At 61.5% G+C, this 17,846-nt stretch carries 13 protein-coding genes and 1 pseudogene; 10 read left to right on the top strand and 4 right to left on the bottom strand.

All coding sequences use genetic code 11. The features are described 5' to 3' along the window. The first annotated feature begins 10 nt into the window (after window positions 1–10). The 3 genes from ATY79_RS24080 to ATY79_RS24090 all read left to right on the top strand — a co-directional run bounded on the left by ATY79_RS24080 (window position 11) and on the right by ATY79_RS24090 (window position 3,870). Window positions 11–1,951 (top strand): DUF2207 domain-containing protein, encoded by a 1,941-nt coding sequence (locus ATY79_RS24080; RefSeq protein ID WP_088705141.1) that lies wholly within the window; start codon window positions 11–13, stop codon window positions 1,949–1,951. Window positions 1,952–2,030: 79 nt separating this feature from the next. Further along, window positions 2,031–3,302: a phosphoribosylamine--glycine ligase gene (gene purD, locus ATY79_RS24085; protein WP_088705091.1), complete on the top strand. Its 1,272-nt coding sequence runs from the start codon at window positions 2,031–2,033 to the stop codon at window positions 3,300–3,302. A 103-nt stretch (window positions 3,303–3,405) separates the two neighbouring features. Continuing rightward, entirely contained in the window at window positions 3,406–3,870 is a 465-nt protein-coding gene (locus ATY79_RS24090; RefSeq protein WP_088694579.1) for a plant virulence effector HPE1-like domain-containing protein, read from the top strand. Window positions 3,871–3,975: 105 nt separating this feature from the next. Here the strand turns inward: ATY79_RS24090 and ATY79_RS24095 are convergent, their stop codons facing one another. Together ATY79_RS24095 and ATY79_RS24100 are read right to left on the bottom strand one after the other, a co-directional pair. Further along, window positions 3,976–4,209, bottom strand: a complete 234-nt coding sequence (locus ATY79_RS24095; protein ID WP_088694578.1) for a hypothetical protein — start codon at window positions 4,207–4,209, stop codon at window positions 3,976–3,978. A gap of 101 nt (window positions 4,210–4,310) precedes the next feature. Next, window positions 4,311–5,844, bottom strand: a pseudogene (locus tag ATY79_RS24100) (winged helix-turn-helix domain-containing tetratricopeptide repeat protein). A gap of 378 nt (window positions 5,845–6,222) precedes the next feature. On the opposite strand from ATY79_RS24100, the gene ATY79_RS24105 reads away from it, so the two are divergent. Then, on the top strand, window positions 6,223–8,040 hold the full coding sequence (locus ATY79_RS24105) for a methyl-accepting chemotaxis protein (protein WP_088694577.1): 1,818 nt from the start codon (window positions 6,223–6,225) through the stop codon (window positions 8,038–8,040). A 76-nt stretch (window positions 8,041–8,116) separates the two neighbouring features. Here the strand turns inward: ATY79_RS24105 and ATY79_RS24110 are convergent, their stop codons facing one another. After that, a complete protein-coding gene (locus tag ATY79_RS24110) occupies window positions 8,117–8,623 on the bottom strand; it encodes a DUF523 domain-containing protein (protein ID WP_088694707.1) in 507 nt (168 codons plus the stop codon). A gap of 96 nt (window positions 8,624–8,719) precedes the next feature. On the opposite strand from ATY79_RS24110, the gene ATY79_RS24115 reads away from it, so the two are divergent. After that, on the top strand, window positions 8,720–9,160 hold the full coding sequence (locus tag ATY79_RS24115) for a YqaA family protein (protein WP_088694576.1): 441 nt from the start codon (window positions 8,720–8,722) through the stop codon (window positions 9,158–9,160). Between the two features lie 114 nt (window positions 9,161–9,274). On the opposite strand, the gene glyS is transcribed toward ATY79_RS24115, so the two are convergent. Beyond that, window positions 9,275–11,503 (bottom strand): glycine--tRNA ligase subunit beta, encoded by a 2,229-nt coding sequence (gene glyS, locus ATY79_RS24120; protein ID WP_088705092.1) that lies wholly within the window; start codon window positions 11,501–11,503, stop codon window positions 9,275–9,277. A gap of 204 nt (window positions 11,504–11,707) precedes the next feature. On the opposite strand from glyS, the gene ATY79_RS24125 reads away from it, so the two are divergent. The 5 genes from ATY79_RS24125 to ubiA all read left to right on the top strand — a co-directional run bounded on the left by ATY79_RS24125 (window position 11,708) and on the right by ubiA (window position 17,839). Continuing rightward, on the top strand, window positions 11,708–14,017 hold the full coding sequence (locus ATY79_RS24125) for a Tex family protein (RefSeq protein WP_088705093.1): 2,310 nt from the start codon (window positions 11,708–11,710) through the stop codon (window positions 14,015–14,017). Window positions 14,018–14,152: 135 nt separating this feature from the next. Beyond that, the gene (locus tag ATY79_RS24130) at window positions 14,153–15,412 is read left to right on the top strand and encodes a cyclopropane-fatty-acyl-phospholipid synthase family protein (protein ID WP_088694573.1); all 1,260 of its coding nucleotides are present in this window, start codon (window positions 14,153–14,155) and stop codon (window positions 15,410–15,412) included. A 57-nt stretch (window positions 15,413–15,469) separates the two neighbouring features. Continuing rightward, on the top strand, window positions 15,470–16,051 hold the full coding sequence (locus ATY79_RS24135) for a histidine phosphatase family protein (protein ID WP_088694572.1): 582 nt from the start codon (window positions 15,470–15,472) through the stop codon (window positions 16,049–16,051). Between the two features lie 69 nt (window positions 16,052–16,120). Beyond that, on the top strand, window positions 16,121–16,840 hold the full coding sequence (locus ATY79_RS24140; protein WP_088705094.1) for a hypothetical protein: 720 nt from the start codon (window positions 16,121–16,123) through the stop codon (window positions 16,838–16,840). Between the two features lie 39 nt (window positions 16,841–16,879). Continuing rightward, complete coding sequence (ubiA, locus tag ATY79_RS24145; RefSeq protein ID WP_088705095.1) at window positions 16,880–17,839, top strand: 4-hydroxybenzoate octaprenyltransferase; 960 nt, start codon at window positions 16,880–16,882, stop codon at window positions 17,837–17,839. Window positions 17,840–17,846 lie beyond the last annotated feature (7 nt).

Raw genomic sequence — 17,846 nt, forward strand, 5'->3', positions numbered from 1 at the left:
GAGGGGTATGATGATCCGACGGCTTTCCGGCCTTTGCTTCGCTCTGTTTCTAATGCTTGCGGCGCATGGCGCCATCGCTACCGAGGTGATCAACGCCTTCGCGTCAGACATCGAGCTGGAGAAGAGCGGTGCGATGACGGTGACGGAGACGATCTCGGTCAATGCCGAAGGCAATCGCATCCGGCGCGGCATCTTCCGCGATTTTCCGCTGACCTATCAGGATGAAAAGGGCCGCCTACGCCGGGTCGATTTCGACGTCATCTCGGTCAAGCGCGATGGCCGCGACGAGCCCTGGCACACCGAATCCATCAGCGGCGGCATCCGCATCTATGCCGGCTCGGAAGACGTTACCGTGAGCTATGGCCGGCACGAGTATGTCTTCACCTACCGCACCAATCGCCAGATCCGCTACTTCGACGATCACGACGAACTCTATTGGAACGTCACCGGTAATGGCTGGATCTTCCCGATTCTGATGGCGACGGCGACGGTGAACCTTCCGGATGGCGTCAGCGCGATCGATACTGCCTTCTTCACCGGCCCGCAGGGCGCCACGGACAGGAACGCAAAGGTTTCCGTCGACGGCGGTCGACTGCTGTTCTCGACGACCCGGCCGCTCGATGCCGGCGAAGGGCTGACGATCGCCGTCAAGATGCCGAAGGGCTCGATCAATCCGCCGAGCGCTGACGATGAGCGGCGCTGGTGGCTCAGCGACAACCGCGACTACTTCCTCGGCTTTGGCGGACTTATTCTGGTCTTCCTCTATTACACGCGCTCCTGGCTGAAGGTTGGCCGCGATCCTGCGCGTGGTGTGCTGGTGCCGCGCTGGGATCCGCCTGATGGGATCTCGCCGGCGCTGGTGAACTACATCGACAATCGCGGCTTCTCCGGGCAGGGCTGGACGGCGCTGTCGGCAACGGCCCTCAATCTCGCGGTGCGCGGCTATGTCGTTCTGGAGGACCTGAAGAACTCGATCATCATCCGCCGCACCGACAAGCCGGTTGGCAAGGAAAAGCTGGAAGCGGGGGAAACCAGCCTGCTCAACGCTGTGGGAAACAAGGGCTCACTGACGATCGATGAGGCTAATGGAACGAAGGTGAAATCGGTCGGCGACAGTTTTCGCACAGCGATAGAGCGTGAGCACCGCGGACAATACTACAACGCGAATACCGGCTATACGACCGGTGGCATCGCGCTCAGTGCCGCGTCATTGGTGGCGCTCTTCGTCTTCGGAACGCTGGAACCGGATGCCATCGCCCTGATGATCATTCCTGTTGTCGTCGTGGTGTTCATCTCGGTCTTCGTTGCCGGTTTCGCCAAGTCGTTCCGCCCCGGCCGGTCGCTCGGCACGAAGATCATGTCGGTGGTCGCGATCGCCTTTGCCGTCTTCATCGGCTTCAGCATCGTGTCGTCGCTGGCCTTGGCGCTGTTCTCCTCTCTGGTGGAACTGCACGAGACGCCGATGCTCTTCGCCATCGGCGGCATCATTCTCTTGAACCTGCTCTACGTCTTCATCATGGGAGCGCCGACGCCCCTTGGAGCCAAGCTGATGGATGGCATCGACGGCCTGCGTCAGTACATGACGCTGGCCGAGAAGGACCGCATGAACATGGCGGGCGCACCGCAGATGTCGCCCCAGCATTTCGAGAAGCTGTTGCCTTATGCGGTGGCGCTCGGCGTCGAAAAGCCTTGGTCGCGCGCCTTCGAGACATGGCTTGCCGCGGCGGCGGCGGGGGCAGCAGCTGCCTACGCTCCCTCGTGGTATTCCGGCAATTTCGGCAGCGGCAACTTCTCCGATCGCATTGGCGGCTTCTCTTCGTCGATGGCCTCGACGATCGCGTCCACCATTCCGCCACCGCCGTCCAGTTCGTCCTCCGGCTTTTCCGGCGGCGGCTCGTCGGGCGGTTTCTCCGGTGGCGGGGGTGGTGGCGGCGGCGGTGGCGGCTGGTAAAGCCTCGAGGCAAGCATTCGCGCTTGACCTTTCGGCGCTCTCCCCTTAACCGCCAGACGGAAACGTGAAAGGGACGGGCATGAAGGTTCTGTTGATCGGATCGGGCGGACGCGAGCACGCATTGGCCTGGAAGCTGGCGCAATCGCCTCTCATGACGGAATTCTATGCCGCGCCCGTTAATCCGGGCATTGCAGAGCACGCGACCCTGGTTGCCCTCAATGTCGACGACCATGATGCCGTCATTGCCCTCTGTAAGGATAAGGCGATCGATTTCGTCGTCGTCGGCCCAGAAGCACCGCTCGTCGCCGGCATTGCTGACAAGCTGCGCGCGGCAGGCTTTGCGGTCTTCGGCCCGTCGGCGGCCGCGGCCCAGCTCGAGGGCTCGAAGGGCTTCACCAAGGATATCTGCGCCCGCTACGACATTCCGACCGGCGCTTATCAGCGCTTCAACAACGCGCCGAAGGCCAAGGCCTATATCCGCCAGCAGGGCACGCCGATTGTCGTCAAGGCCGATGGTCTTGCTGCCGGCAAGGGCGTGACCGTCGCCATGACCGTCGATGAGGCGCTTGCCGCCGTCGACGATTGCTTCGAGGGCGCCTTCGGTGCTGCCGGTGCAGAAGTCGTGGTCGAAGCCTATCTCGACGGCGAGGAAGCAAGCTTCTTCTGCCTTTGCGACGGCAAACATGTCCTGCCGCTCGCAACCGCACAGGATCACAAGCGGGTGGGCGAGGGCGATACCGGTCCGAACACCGGCGGCATGGGTGCCTATTCCCCGGCGCCTGTCATGACCGCCGAAATGGTCGAGCGCACGATGAAGGAAATCATCGAGCCGACGATGCGCGGCATGGCCGAAAGCGGCTATCCCTTTTCCGGCGTCTTCTTTGCCGGCCTGATGATCACCGCCAAAGGCCCCGAGCTCATCGAATACAACGTCCGCTTCGGCGATCCGGAGTGCCAGGTGCTGATGATGCGACTGAAGAGCGATCTCCTGCCGCTCCTCTTTGCCACCGCCAATGGCACGCTCGACCAGGTGTCCGCGGACTGGACGGACGATCCGGCCCTGACGGTCGTCATGGCATCGAAGGGCTATCCGGGCTCCTACGACAAGAACACGCCGATCCGCCATATCCCAGAAGCAGGCGAGGGCGCCAAGGTATTTCATGCCGGCACAGCGCTCAAGGACGGAGCCCTGGTCGCAACCGGTGGCCGCGTGCTGAACGTCACCGCCACAGGCAAGACAGTCGGCGAGGCGCAGGCGCGTGCCTACGCGCTGCTCGACAAGGTCGATTGGGACAACGGTTTCTGCCGCCGCGATATCGGCTGGCGCGCGATCGAACGCGAAAAAGCGTGAGCAAACCCGAAATCGGGTCAGTTCTCTAAATTTTTACCCTTTCCCCTGACGGGATGGAAACAAAGCCGCGCTAATCTCCTCTCAATGTGAGACGGAGTGTTCCATGCGTCAGGTCATCTTGGGTGCGATAGCTGTGTTTGCGGCAGGGTCTGCCTTTGCCTCCTCGATCGAGGTGGTCGGCAAGGACGCGCGCACCGATGGCGGGAGCATCAGCAAGGAAAGCTGCCAAAGCTGCCCGCCGCTTGAAACCGTCGAGCGCAAGAAGGACTACACCGTACCGACGCTGGCGCCTGGCTCGCTGCAGTCTTCGGAAATTCGCGACGTCAACGGTGAGAAGAAGCTCTATCGCACCGAAGGCTGGATGGGTGGCTCGCCCGTCGTTTTCGTTACCAAGGCGCCCGCCGAACCGATGACGGCCGCCACGCAGCCGGCCGATAACATCGACCGCGCCTCGACGACGGCTGCGGTCATCGGCGGTGACGTCAAGCCGGTTGCCGCGGGCATGGCGGGCGTGCCGATGGAACAAACGGCGCCGCTCGACGTTTCCAAGTTTGAGCTTCGGCCCTGATTTCCAGTTCCCTGCCCCAGCCCGACCAAAGTTTCGGTCGTCCGGGGTCCACCCTGCGGTGGATAAAATGCGTCCCTGAGAGAAGCAGGGACGCATTTTTCGTTTCTAGTGCGCCTTGCCGAAAGGTGTGCTTCCGAAAGTCGGCGTAAGCAGACGCGCAAGTGCGTGCAATCCAGTTGAAACATCCAACCAACGCAGATGGTATCTGGTGTCCTGCGTATCAGCAACGGCGGCTGCCTCTGCTTCGCTTTCGACAGCCGTCAGCTCGGGAACCGGCTCCGGCGGAGGGGAGTAGATGCGTCCCTGATCGAAGGAAAGGATGGTCAGCGTCGTAATCATGGCCGTCTCCCACTTGCGGTTTTGCTGTGGGAAGCAGTCTCTGCCGGTTGAGGCCTTCCGGTCCTGAAACGCCCAAGGAAAAGTTCCAAAACGATCCGAAACTAGCGCTCGGGAACACCCGCCAGTCTCAATCCTTCGAGGACACCGGCGATCCGATCCGGGTACTTGCCGGCTTGACCGGCGCGGATGCGCTCGACCGTTATATCAGGCGTCAGTCGTCTCAACGCAGCAAGGTGGCGATGGGCTTCCTCCATGCGCCCGAGATGTGCGCTCGCAGCAATGAGCACCCACAGCGTTGGCTCGAAATTCGGATTGCTGGCCAGCGCTCTCGAAGCCCAGGCCACCGCCTGCTCGTATTCTCCGAGGATCACGTGGGCATGCGCGATGCCGCAATGCGAGAAATGTGCGCCGCGGTCACCGGGTGTCAGTCGGTTGGCTCTGTGGAAGTGGCTGAGCGCGTCGCTGACATTGCCGCAATGAAGATGCCCGACGCCCGCCCTGACGACGGCCATCGGATTGTTGGGATTGGATTCGGCCGCCGCTTGCAGAACCGCGAGACCCCAATCGTAGTCCTTCACTGTCTGCATCAAGGCTACGCCACAATGCGCCATGACCATGGCGTCGCCGGCGCCATGCTCCAGCGCCCGCCGCGCCAGCGCGGCACATGCCTGCACATCGTCGTCGGTGAGTGCCGGCCAACCCATGGTGTAGCGATGCTCGAGCGCCCATGCGGCATGGGCAAGCAACTGCGCATTGTCAGGTTCGGCGGCCAGCCCCTGCATGAGAAGCGCATAGGCGGCCGCGTTGTCGCTTTCGATTTCGGTCGAGATCTTGGCCAAGGCCTGCAGGTAGATGTCGTAGGTGGCGACACCCGGGCCGTTCCCGCCGTGACCGCTCGATCTCGGCTGTCTGAATCAGCGGTTCGATCAGTGTCGCGACGCGCTCGGTGATACGATCCTGAAAGTCGAATATCTCGTCCAGCGCGCCGTCGAAGGTTTGCGCCCACGTATGCGTGCCGCCTTGACCTTCGACGAGTTCGGCCACGATGCGCAGCCGGCTGCCCGACTGCCGGATGCTGCCCTCGAGCACGTAGCTGACGCCGAGTTTCGCCGCGATCTTGCGCACATCCATCCCACTGCCTTTGTAGGCAAAGGAGCAGTCCCGGGCGACGACGGCAAAGCTTCGGAACCGGCTAAGGGCCGCTATAATGTCGTCGACGATCCCATCGGCAAAATAGTCCTGCTTCGGATCACCGCTGAGATTACTAAACGGGAGGACCGCGAGCGCCGGCCGCAACTCTTGGACGGGCGCAGCGGCTTTCGTCTCCACATTTGTGCGGATGAAACGATAGCCGACGCGCGGCACCGTCGCGATCCATTCCTGCCCGTCGGGCGCCGGGCCAAGCGCCTTGCGTAGCGCCGCCACTTGAACGGTCAGATTGCTCTCCTCAACGGCAATTCCGGGCCAGACGCGCGCCATCAGCGCATCCTTGGAAACAATGCTTCCACGGTCTTCAAGTAACGCTTCAAGAAGAGCGATGCCGCGCTGGCCGAGCGCAACGGCCCGCCCGTTCCGCAGCAGGCCGCAGCCGGGATCGAGAACAAATTCACCGAAGGCATGCGACGCCTCAACCATGCAGCAAGTATAGCGCAAGCGCGAAAGTCGGAAAACGTACGGCGTGCCTTGCGAGAGCACTTCAACTTAGGGACGCGTGGACGAATCAAACTTTCCGCTAGCTGCAAGAATGCACTGGCTTGGCAATTTTTAGTTCCTTCACTCCAACTCCAATGATGAGGGGGCATTTTTCTGTTTGTATTTGTTCAAAACTTTCCGATTTCATCATCACAGGAACATGTAGAGACGGGTTAAGCATTCCTTAGAATAAACTGACCATTTTTAGCGCAGACCGGTAGCCGCATGTCAATTTCGCAGCAAAGGGGGAGCCAATCAGCCCTCGTATACGCGGTAGGAAACCGCGCCGGATACCCCAACCGAGCTCTGTTGCGAGGCATAATGAGGAATTTGAAGATTTCCAGACAGCTTATTTTGCTGGTCGTTGGCCTGATGGTGGCGTTTGCGATCGGAACCACCATCCAGGTTCGCTCCTCGGTCAATGCGATCTATAAGGAACGCTACGATATGCTGCGTTCTGAGGTTCAGTCCGCAGTCTCCGTTCTCAAGCAGTACCAGGCGAAGGTGACCGCCGGCGCAATGACTCAGGAAGAGGCCCAGAAGCAGGCCTACGCTACGCTCAACGGCATGAAATACGACCCCGATGGCTACTTCTTCGGCTATAGCTACGACATCCAGATGATGTTCCACTACGACCCCTCGAAGGTTGGGCAGTTCAACAAGGGGCAGCCGGACAGCAAAGGCAAGCTCTATCGCGAAGAACTGGTCAAGCTTGGGCAACAGGGCGGCGGTCTCGTCGAATACTACTCCACAGCAAAGCCCGGCCAGCCGGCCGGAGATTATCGCAAGACGGCATACGCATTGGCCTTCGACCCCTGGAAGATCGTCGTCGTCACTGGCGTCTATATGGATGATCTCGATGCACAGGTCCAGGCGACGATCTGGAGGGCGATTTCGGCCGGTATCGTCGTGCTGCTGCTTGGCACCGTCGCCGCCGTCTACGTCGTTCGCAGCATCTCCACGCCACTGACCCGCATTCACGATGCATTGCGGTCCGTGGCCAATGAAGACGTCACGGTCGCCATCCCGCACACCGACTTGAACAACGAAGTGGGCATGATGGCCAAGGCGACGCAGTCTCTGCAGCAGCACGTCAAGGAGCGCCACGCCATGTCCGAGCGTGAGGCTGCCCAGCAGATGGCCCTCGACGGCGAGCGCGAAAACAGCCAGCGCCTGCAGCACGAGGAAGCGATCGCCCAGAACCACGTCGTCTCGACCATCGGCCAGGCGCTCGAGCAGATCGCACGCGGCGACCTGACGGTCCGTTGCGCCGATCTCGGTCAGAAATACGCTGCCCTCCGCGACAACTTCAACGATGCCCTGTCGCATCTCGAGGCTGCCATGGCCAAGGTCAGCGCCAAGGGTGGTGACATCGCCGTCAGCAAGGACGAGATCCGTCGCGCCTCCAACGATCTGTCGCAGCGCACCGAGCGTCAGGCCGCAAGCCTGGAAGAAACCTCCGCAGCACTGGACGAGCTGACCGTCGCTGTCCGCCAGACCGCCGAAGGCGCCCATGAAGCCAGCAAGCGCGTTCATGCCGTCAGCGGTGAGGCGAGCCGCAGCGACGCGGTTGTCTCAGAAGCGATTGAAGCGATGAGCGGTATCGAAAAGTCGTCTGCCGAGATCGGCAAGATCATCGGCGTCATCGACGAGATCGCGTTCCAGACGAACCTGCTGGCGCTGAACGCCGGCGTCGAAGCAGCACGTGCCGGTGAATCCGGCAAGGGCTTCGCGGTCGTTGCCCAGGAAGTTCGCGAACTGGCACAGCGTTCGGCTGCCGCTGCCAAGGAGATCAAGGATCAGATCGCCCGCTCGTCCGGTCAGGTCGATCAGGGTGTTCGTCTGGTGGGCGAAGCCGGTGAGGCGCTGAAGCGCATCTCCGACCAGATCAAGGCCGCCAATGAGATCGTTGCCAAGATCGCCCACGGCGCCTCCGAACAAGACACCACGCTGCGCTCGATCTCGTCCTCGATGAACCAGCTCGACGCCGCGACCCAGCAGAATGCTGCTATGGCCGAGGAAACCACCGCTTCGGCCGAGTCGCTCGCCAACGATACGGATGAGCTCCTCAACCTCATTCGCGGCTTCCGCGTTGGCGGCGGCCAGGACTTCACCGCGCAGGTTCGCCGCGCTGCCTGAGATCAGGCATCAAACGAGGAAACGGCCGTCGGAGCGATCCGGCGGCCGTTTTGCATTGAGGGATGTGGTGGCTCTGTCAGCCGACCGTCTCTTGCTCATCGGCTGCAAGCCGCGCGATAAGCGTCTCGATATCGCGATCGGAGTAGACGGCAATGCCGGCCTGCTTCAGAAGTGCCGCCGTCACGCCGTTCCCTGCGTGTTTCTGCCCGGAGAACGCACCGTCATAAACAAAGCTCGTGCCGCAGGACGGGCTCCCGTCGATCAGCAGCGCATAGCGACAGCCGGCTTCGGTGGCGAGCGCCAGGGCGTTCTTGGCTGCCTGCATGAACTCTGCCGTCACATCGCCGCCGGTGATCTCGACGACGCGGGCGGTGCCATCCAGCACATCCTCACCCGTTGCCCCGCCTTCGATCTCCGCGGGCGGGCGCGGCACCGGCATTCCGGCAGACATCTCGGGGCAGATCGTCACCAGACGCCCTTCCTCGATCCAGCGGGCGATCGCAGGATGAGCGAGTGGCTTCGACTGGCCGTCATAGCGGACGGCATGGCCCATGAGGCAGGCGCTGACGATAATCTTGTTCATCGCTTTGGCATAGCGGCAAGGACGTGATAGTTCCAGTCCGTCATCAGGCGTGATGAAGGGGAGCAGGGTGCGGCGAAGCATTGGCGCGGATAGACCATGACTGATCTTGCGGTCTATGCCGGCCTTTTCCTGGTCGCGTTTGCGGCAGCGACGATCTTCCCGATGCAGTCGGAAGCCGGCCTCGTGGCGCTCATCGTGACGAAGCAGTATCCGGTCCTCGCGCTGGTCGCGGTGGCGACCACAGGCAACGTCCTCGGCTCGACCGTCAACTGGCTGCTCGGCGTCGGCATCGAACGATTTCGCGACAAGCGCTGGTTTCCCGTCAGCCAGCCTTCACTCGACAAGGCGCAGCGCTGGTATCGCCGCTATGGCAAGTGGTCGCTGCTTCTGAGTTGGATGCCGGTCATTGGCGACCCCATCACCATCGTCGCTGGCGTGCTGCGTGAACCGTTTCCGATGTTCCTGCTGCTGGTGACGATCGCCAAGACCACGCGTTACGCGGTCCTTGCCGCCGCAACCCTCGGCGTGATCAGTTGACGGAGGCAAAACTCCATCCTTGAATCAAGATCTGAACAAGAATGGAATTCTGTAGAGAATCTCAGATGTTAAGGCGCCGTCTGCACATCAAATCCGCGGCGGGGCACTCTAACTTTAGCCGGAGATCTTCGAGAAGTCGGCGACCGTACCGGTTGCCTCGCGGATCAGACGCAGGAGCGCCAGTCGGTTGGCGCGAATGGCGGCGTCCTCGTCGTTGACCAGCACGTCGTCGAAGAAGCGGTCAACGGGCGCGCGCAGCCTGGAGAGCGCTTCCATCGCTGAGCGGAAGTCTTCCTTGTCGACGGCCGCCGAAGCCTCGGCTGAGGCCTTGTTGATCGCGGCGAAGAGCTCTTTTTCGGCGGAGAGCCGGAATAGATTCTCCGAAACGCCATCAGCGATGACGGTGCCCTTTTTCTCCTCGGCAGCCAGGATCTGCGTGGCGCGCTTGGTGCCGACCAGCAGATTCTTGCCGTCTTCCGAGGTGATGAAGGCGGTCAGCGCCTCGACGCGACGGGTAATCATCAGGAGGTCGTCGGCTTCGGGTGTAACTACGGCGTCGATCAGATCGTAACGCGCGCCCTGATCACGCAGATAGACCTTCAGGCGGTCATGGAAGAAGGAAAGGAGGTCGAGTTCGCGTGACGACTTGCTTTCAACAGCACCGAGCGAGATGAGATCGTCCCCATTCTGGAGCTCTGCGTTCGAGGCTTTCTTCACGCCGAGGTCGCTATCAATCCGCGCAATATGCGACGCAATTGGCGTCAGCAGCGGGATGCGGACCTTGCACTCGAGCAAGATACGGATAACGCCTAGTGCTGCGCGGCGAAGCGCGAAGGGATCCTTCGAGCCGGTCGGCTTCTCGTCGATGGCCCAGAAACCGGTCAGCGTGTCGAGCTTGTCGGCGAGTGCGACAGTGATCGCAACCTTGTCCTCCGGAACGCGGTCGGTCGGACCCATCGGCTTCCAGTGGTCCTCAATCGCTGCGGCGACCGACGGATCCTCGCCCTGGAGCGCCGCATAGCGACGGCCCATCAGGCCCTGAAGTTCCGGAAACTCGCCGACGGCCTCAGTACGAAGATCTGCCTTGGCAAGCACCGCCGCCCGGTCGACCAGCTTGTAGTCAGCGCCGATCTGCATCACGAGCTTGGCCGCCAGTGCGCGAATGCGTTCTACGCGCGCGCCCTGTGTGCCGAGCTTGGCATGGAACGTCACATCAAGCGCATCAAGCTTCGCCATACGCTGGTCGAGCGGCTTCTTGAGGTCGAGGTTGAACTTTGCGGCCGAAGCCTGCAGCGTCTCCAGATCCGGAAGATCGCCCTGGTCGCGCTTCCAGAAGTGCAGCGCGTCGGACAGGCGCGCACGCACGACCTTGCCGTTGCCGTGGATGATTTCCTTGCCGCCATCGCTGGCCTGGATGTTCGAGACGAGGATGAACTTGTTGGATAGCGTGTCGCCGCCAACCGGGCGCGTCACGAAACACTTCTGGTTCGTCTTGATCGTCAGGCGGACGATCTCAGCCGGAATAGAGAGGTAATCCTCCTCGAAGCTGCCCATCAGCACCTGCGGCCATTCGACGAGGCCGGAGACTTCTTCGAGCAGGCCTTCGTCCTCGATCAGCTCCAGGCCGTTTGCAAAGGCGATGTCACGGGCATCGTGGAGGATGATGTCCTTGCGGCGTTCGCCTTCGAGGATCACCTTGGCCTTTTCGAGGTTCGCGACGTAGTCGTCGAAGCGCTTGACGGTGATGGCGCCGGGCGCGTGGAAACGATGGCCGTAGGTCACGTTGGAGGCGATGATGCCGTCGATCGAGAATGGAATGACGACTGTCTCTTCATGCTCGGTGCCGAACGTGCAGACGATCGACTGCAGCGGGCGGACCCAGCGCAACGAGCCGGGCTGGGCGGAGGCCGCACCCCAGCGCATCGGCTTCGGCCAGGGGAAATCGCGGATGATGCCGGGTATCACATCGCTGATGATCTCTTCGGCCGCGCGGCCCGGTCTGGAGATGATGGCGATGTAGAAATCGCCCTTCTTCGGGTCGCTCTGGATCTGCGCCTCGGAAATGGAGGACAGGCCGGCACCGCGCAGGAAGCCTTCGATCGCCTTTTCGTTGGCGTCGGTGCGGGGGCCCTTCTTCTCTTCGCGCACATCGGCGGAGCGCGCAGTCAAGCCGCGGATGTCGAGCGTCAATCGGCGCGGCGTCCAGTATTCGCGCGCACCCTCATAGGAAAGTCCTGCCTCGACAAGCGCATCGGTCACGAACTTCTTCAGGTCGCCGGCAGCCTTGCGCTGCAGGCGGGCCGGGATCTCTTCGGAGCGGAGTTCTAGGAGCAGATCTGGCATGTCACTTTCCTTGCCTTCGCTGGGGAAGGCGCCACAACGGCGGGGCTAAAAACGGTCGCCTCTGCTAGCAAAGAATGCCGCATCTGCACAACCGCAAAAACGGCTGCCAGCCGTGCTATGTTGCTGTGGATAGGCACGGCAGGCATTGCCTTGCCGTTTTCCGCCGCTATTGTCCCGCGACTTTTGTGAAACGCAGGAATTCTCATGGCCGCTGACCTCCGCTCGCTCGCCGCTGTCATCTCCTCCGAAATCAACGCCCGGCCGGATCAGGCCAAGGCCGCGATCGAGCTGTTGGACGAGGGGGCGACCGTGCCCTTCATCGCCCGCTACCGCAAGGAAGTGACGGGCGGCTTGGACGATACGCAGCTGCGCAATCTCGCGGAGCGGCTGGTCTATCTGCGTGAACTGGAAGCCCGCCGCGATACGATCGTCGAGTCCATCAACGGCCAGGGCAAGATGACCGACGAACTGCTTGGCAAGATCGCCGGTGCCGCCACCAAGGCCGAGCTTGAGGATCTCTATCTCCCCTACAAGCCGAAGCGCCGTACCCGCGCCGAGATCGCCCGCGAGCGTGGCCTTGGGCCGCTGGCAGAGGCCGTCCTTGCCGATCGCTCGAAGGAGCCGGCGGCCCTGGCGGAAAGCTACATCACCGTCGATGTGCCCGACGTGAAGACGGCGCTTGAAGGTGCACGCGACATCGTCGCCGAAGGCATCTCGGAAAATGCCGACCTCCTCGGCAAGCTGCGCGCCCATATGCGCAGCGCAGCTCTGCTGAAGGCCAAGGTGGTCGACGGCAAGCAGGCAGCGGGCGAGAAGTTCTCCGACTATTTCGATCATTCCGAGCGCTGGGCAACCGCGCCGGGCCATCGCGCGCTGGCGATGCTGCGCGGCTGGAACGAAGAAGTGCTGACACTGACCATCGAGGCCGATGCCGAGACCGCCTCTCCGAACAAGCCGGTCGAGCGCATGATCGCCGCCGCCTACGAGATCGGCGCGAGCCGTCCCGGCGACCGGTGGCTGATGGAGGTCGCAAGCTGGACCTGGCGCGTCAAGCTCTCCATGTCGCTGTCGCTCGACCTGATGCGCGAGCTTCGCGAACGCGCCGAAGAGGAGGCGATCCAAGTGTTCGCCCGCAACCTCAAGGATTTGTTGCTTGCAGCGCCGGCCGGTTCGCGCCCGACGATGGGGCTTGATCCGGGCATCCGCACTGGCGTCAAGGTCGCCGTCACCGATGCGACCGGCAAGGTGGTCGCGACCTCCACTGTTTATCCCTTCCAGCCGCGAAACGACGTGCGCAGCGCACAGCTCGAGCTTGCTTCACTGATCCGCAAGCACAATGTCGAACTGATCTCGATCGGCAACGGAACCGGCAGCCGCGAGACCGAAAAGCTGGTCGCCGACATGCTCGCCGACTTGCCTGCGCCGAAGCCGACCAAGGTCATCGTCTCGGAAGCCGGGGCGTCGGTTTATTCCGCCTCGGAGACCGCCGCCCTTGAGTTCCCCAACCTCGACGTCTCTCTGCGCGGCGCCGTCTCCATCGCGCGCCGCCTGCAGGATCCGCTTGCAGAGCTCGTCAAGATCGAGCCGAAGTCGATCGGCGTTGGCCAGTACCAGCACGATGTCGACCAGCAGAAGCTGTCACGTTCGCTCGACGCCGTTGTCGAAGACGCTGTGAACGCCGTTGGTGTCGATCTCAACACCGCCTCCGCGCCGCTGCTCTCGCGCGTCTCCGGTCTGGGCGCCTCGATCGCCGACGCGATTGTCAAGCATCGTGACAGCGAAGGCCGCTTCGAGACTCGCCGTGACCTGTTGAAGGTTGCCCGCCTCGGCCAGCGGACCTTCGAGCAGTGCGCCGGCTTCCTGCGCATTCGCGATGGCAAGGAGCCGCTCGACGCTTCCTCGGTTCATCCCGAAGCCTATGGCGTCGCCAAGAAGATTGTGGCCGCCTGCGGTCGCGACCTGCGTTCGCTCATGGGCGACAGCGCGGTGTTGAAGGCCGTCGATCCGCGTCAGTTCATCGATGAGAAATTCGGCTTGCCGACGGTGAAGGACATTCTGGCCGAGTTGGAAAAGCCCGGCCGCGACCCGCGCCCCAGCTTCAAGACCGCGACCTTCGCCGAGGGCGTCCATGAGATCTCGGATCTCAAGCCAGGCATGGTGCTTGAGGGCACGGTCACCAACGTTGCCGCCTTTGGGGCTTTTGTCGACATAGGCGTCCATCAGGACGGATTGGTTCACGTTTCCCAGCTCGCCGATCGCTTCGTCAAAGATCCTCATGAAGTTGTGAAAGCCGGTGACGTCGTCAAGGTTCGGGTTGTGGAGGTCGATGCGAAGCGTAAACGCATCGGTCTGTCGATGCGAAAGGACGACGGTTCGCAGCCGTCCGCGCCGCGTGGCGAGTCGCGCGGAAACCAGCCGGTTCGCGGTCAGAACGACCGCCGTTCGGCGTCTTCAAAACCGGAGAGCCAGGGTGCCTTTGGAGCTGCATTGGCAGAGGCCATGAAGCGAAAATAAGCGCTTAGCAATCGCATTTGCAAAAATGTCACACTTCGGCGGCCATGTCGCCGGCGTGCGAATTATGGCGCTTGTAAGGCGGATGAGAGATACTAAGTTGATCGGACTATCCTGTCACATTGCGAGGCCTAACTTATGGCGTCGGCTTTCTTATCGATTGTCAAAAAAATCGTCCGTACGGGTAATCTGAAACTCACTCTCGCCAATGGCGAGACGCATATGGTTGGGGACGGCAGCGGTGAACTGGTTGTCGTCCGCGTTGCCGACGAGGAAGCGGAAAGGCTGATCCGCCGCGACCCGACCCTCAAGCTCGGCGAAATGTACATGGACGGCCGGTTCATTCTCGAACACGGCAACATCTATGATTTCCTGGCGATGGTGAAGCAAAACACCACCAATGAGATCTTCGATATCCCAATGGCCGCTCTTCTGATCGGCCGTATTGCCCTTCAGCAGCTGAAGAGCCGCCTTCCGGTCAATCGCAACAAGCGCAACGTCGCCCACCACTACGATTTGTCGGAACGTCTGTTCGAGCTGTTCCTCGACGAGGACTGGCAATATTCCTGTGCCTACTACAATCCGCCGGGCATCAGCCTTGAGGAGGCACAGGTTGCCAAGAAGCGGCACATCGCCGCTAAGTTACTTTTGCAGCCGAACCAGCGCGTTCTTGAAATCGGCTCCGGCTGGGGTGGTATGGGCATGTACCTTGCTGAAGCGACACCCGGCCTCGATCTCACGGGCATTACGCTCAGCGAGGAGCAGCTGAAGATCTCGCGCGAGCGCGCGAAACAGCGGGGATTGGCCGATCGTGTCCGCTTCGAGCTGCAGGACTACCGGACGATGACCGGTCAGAAGTTCGATCGCATCGTCTCCGTGGGCATGTTCGAGCACGTCGGCATCGGCAACTTCGACAAGTACTTCAAGAAGGTGCACGAACTGCTTGCCGATGACGGCGTCATGGTTCTGCATTCCATTGCCCGACCGAAGCCGAGTTTTGCGACCAATGCCTTCATCGAAAAGTACATCTTCCCCCAGGGCTACATTCCTTCGATCGGAGAGACGCTGCCGCCGATCGAGAAGGCGGGCCTGCTGGTCCGGGATGTCGAAGTCCTGCCGCTGCACTACGCGTATACGCTCCGTCACTGGCGCGAGCGTTTCGTGGCGAACAAGGCCGCGGCCGTTGCGCTCTATGACGAACGCTTCTTCCGTATGTGGGAATTCTATTTGGCCGGCTCGGAAATGGGCTTCCGCTGGGACGAGCTCTTCATCATGCAGGTTCAGATTTCGAAGAACCAGTATTCGACACCTGACAACCGCGACTACATTTCTGCGGCGGAGACGAAGCTGACAGAGTTCGAGGCGACGCGGGCACCGCTCGAAAAAGTCATTCTCTGACCCAGATCACAGGGCGCGGCAAGGACCGCGTCCTTTCAAATTCGGAGCTTGATTGCAATGGCAAGCACCCTTCCCGAGATCTGCCTCGTGCGCCACGGCGAAACCGAGTGGAGCCTGTCCGGCCGGCACACCGGCCGCAGCGATCTTCCTTTGACCGAAAATGGTGAAGCGGCGGCGCGCCAGATCGGTCCGCGCCTTGCGGGCAGGAGCTTCGCTGCCGTGTGGTCCAGCCCGTCGCAGCGTGCCCGAAACACCTGCGAACTCTCGGGTTTCGGCACCGGCGCGATCGTCAAGGACGACTTAGCGGAGTGGGACTACGGCGCCTACGAGGGCATCACCACCAAGGAAATCCATACGAGCCGACCCGGCTGGCAGCTGTTTCGCGACGGCTGCCCGAACGGAGAGGCGGCGGGCGATGTCGGTGCTCGGGCAGACCGGATCATATCGGAGTTGCGCCGGGCCAATGCCCCGATCCTGATCTTCTCCAGTTCGCATTTCCTGCGCGTTCTCGGCGCCCGCTGGGTTGGCCTGCCGCCGACGGACGGCGCGCGCTTCATCCTGGACACAACAAGCATCAGCGTTCTTGGCTACGAGCACGATGTGACAGAACCGGTCATCCGGAGATGGAATGGAACTTAGAAATACGACTTTGACGAGCAGTCCCGACTCAGATTGAGTGCGTGCATAGACGCACGAGGGGAGGGCGGGATGCTACGCGAGACTTTCAGCATTATCGGCAGAAACTGGTCCATGTACGCAGTTGTCGTCGTTGGTACGATGGCGCTTTCGATATTTGACGAACTCTCGGGCAAAACGACGTCCAGTGGAGCGACGAGCTTCATGTGGGGCTATCTTGCGATGTGCGTTCAGGGTGCGGTGATCTACTCTGGATCCTTTACCCAGGTTGGAAAGTGCGCGGGCTTCGGAAAAACCTTCCCTTACTTCCTCAAGACGGCAGCGCTTTTCATCGCTGCGCTTGTGATCTCGTTACCGATCTTCACGTTACTGCCCTCGGAGCTAGGTGTGTCGGCAACCGTGCTGGTCTTCACCTCCGCCGCAATGATCGTTTACGTGCTACTACTGTCGCTTGTGGGAACTTGGCCCGTATCGAGCGTCACTGGTCGTGGGACATCGCTCTTTGATGCATTCCGGCGCGGCGTTGCGCGACTTTTTCCAACGTTCGCCCGCCTCATCGCGGGGATCATTCTGCCCTTGGTCGTGTCGATGCTGATTTTCGTCATGGCGTCCCAGGTCGCAAGCTCGCCCTTGCTGTTGGTTGATGGAAGGCCGAATATTCTCATGCTTGCGGTCTTGGCGATTGCCGCGTTTCTTCAGGCGCTGGGCGTGAGCTATGCCGCGGTTGTCCTTGCCCGCGTTTATCTTGCCGGGGAGCAAGGTTCTGCGAAGTTTGGTGCTGCGGCCGCATGACAGCTTGACCCGCGCCTTGGCCGATCGCTAGATGGCGACATGCAACAGATCGGCGGAATAAACGGGCGCGTTGCGGATGCGCCCTCGAACAACTGGGTTTACCGGATGCTGCCTCCGTGGCTCTGGCCCTATGCGCAGCTTGCGCGCTGGGATCGGCCGATCGGCTGGCAGCTGCTGATGTGGCCCTGCTTCTGGTCGGCTACGATGGCTGCCAATGCGGCTGCCTATCTCGGCCAGTTTTCCGGCGGCCAGCTGATGTTCCATCTCGTGCTCTATTTCATCGGCTCTGTCGCGATGCGGGGGGCAGGGTGCACATACAACGATCTCGTCGACCACAAGATTGATATGGAAGTGGCGCGCACCCGCTCGCGCCCGTTGCCATCCGGTCGGGTGACGCGAACGCAGGCCAAGGTGTTCATTGTCCTCCAGGCGCTGGTGGGGCTGCTGGTCCTTCTGCAGCTGAACTGGTTCTCGGTTATCCTCGGTATCGTTTCACTTGCCATCGTGGCGCTTTATCCTTTTGCCAAACGCTTCACGGACTGGCCGCAATTCTTCCTTGGCCTTGCCTTCTCCTGGGGCGCCTTGATGGGATGGGCAGCGATCTTTGGCAGCCTTTCGCTTGCCCCGGTTCTCCTCTACGTCGCCTCTGTTGTCTGGACGATCGGCTACGACACGATCTACGCCCACCAGGACAAGGAAGACGATGAGCTGATCGGCGTTCGTTCGACCGCGCGGTTGTTCGGCGACAAGACGAAACAGTGGCTCGTCGGCCTCTATGGCCTGACCCTCGTGCTCGCCTTCTGCGCCTTCCTGGTCGCAGGCGTCGGTCTGTTCGCCTATCTCGGTCTGCTCATTGCGGCCGGCATGTTCGCGTGGCAGATCATGACGCTGGATATCACCGATGGTGATCAGTGCCTTGCTCTGTTCAAGTCGAACAATCGCGTCGGCCTAATCATCTTCCTCGGCCTCTTTCTGTCGCTTCTCTTCACCCTGCCCTGAAGCGGAA

The sequence above is a fragment of the Rhizobium sp. R693 genome, from assembly GCF_002211315.1.
In the GTDB taxonomy this organism is placed as follows: Bacteria; Pseudomonadota; Alphaproteobacteria; order Rhizobiales; family Rhizobiaceae; genus Rhizobium.

Coding starts and splice junctions, on each gene's coding strand:
- ATY79_RS24140 (WP_088705094.1), top strand. CDS start 16,121: ATGCTACGCGAGACTTTCAGCATTATCGGCAGAAACTGGTCCATGTAC.
- ATY79_RS24115 (WP_088694576.1), top strand. CDS start 8,720: ATGACTGATCTTGCGGTCTATGCCGGCCTTTTCCTGGTCGCGTTTGCG.
- ATY79_RS24125 (WP_088705093.1), top strand. CDS start 11,708: ATGGCCGCTGACCTCCGCTCGCTCGCCGCTGTCATCTCCTCCGAAATC.
- purD (WP_088705091.1), top strand. CDS start 2,031: ATGAAGGTTCTGTTGATCGGATCGGGCGGACGCGAGCACGCATTGGCC.
- glyS (WP_088705092.1), bottom strand. CDS start 11,503: ATGCCAGATCTGCTCCTAGAACTCCGCTCCGAAGAGATCCCGGCCCGC.
- ATY79_RS24130 (WP_088694573.1), top strand. CDS start 14,153: ATGGCGTCGGCTTTCTTATCGATTGTCAAAAAAATCGTCCGTACGGGT.
- ubiA (WP_088705095.1), top strand. CDS start 16,880: ATGCAACAGATCGGCGGAATAAACGGGCGCGTTGCGGATGCGCCCTCG.
- ATY79_RS24090 (WP_088694579.1), top strand. CDS start 3,406: ATGCGTCAGGTCATCTTGGGTGCGATAGCTGTGTTTGCGGCAGGGTCT.
- ATY79_RS24135 (WP_088694572.1), top strand. CDS start 15,470: ATGGCAAGCACCCTTCCCGAGATCTGCCTCGTGCGCCACGGCGAAACC.
- ATY79_RS24110 (WP_088694707.1), bottom strand. CDS start 8,623: ATGAACAAGATTATCGTCAGCGCCTGCCTCATGGGCCATGCCGTCCGC.
- ATY79_RS24105 (WP_088694577.1), top strand. CDS start 6,223: ATGAGGAATTTGAAGATTTCCAGACAGCTTATTTTGCTGGTCGTTGGC.
- ATY79_RS24080 (WP_088705141.1), top strand. CDS start 11: ATGATCCGACGGCTTTCCGGCCTTTGCTTCGCTCTGTTTCTAATGCTT.
- ATY79_RS24095 (WP_088694578.1), bottom strand. CDS start 4,209: ATGATTACGACGCTGACCATCCTTTCCTTCGATCAGGGACGCATCTAC.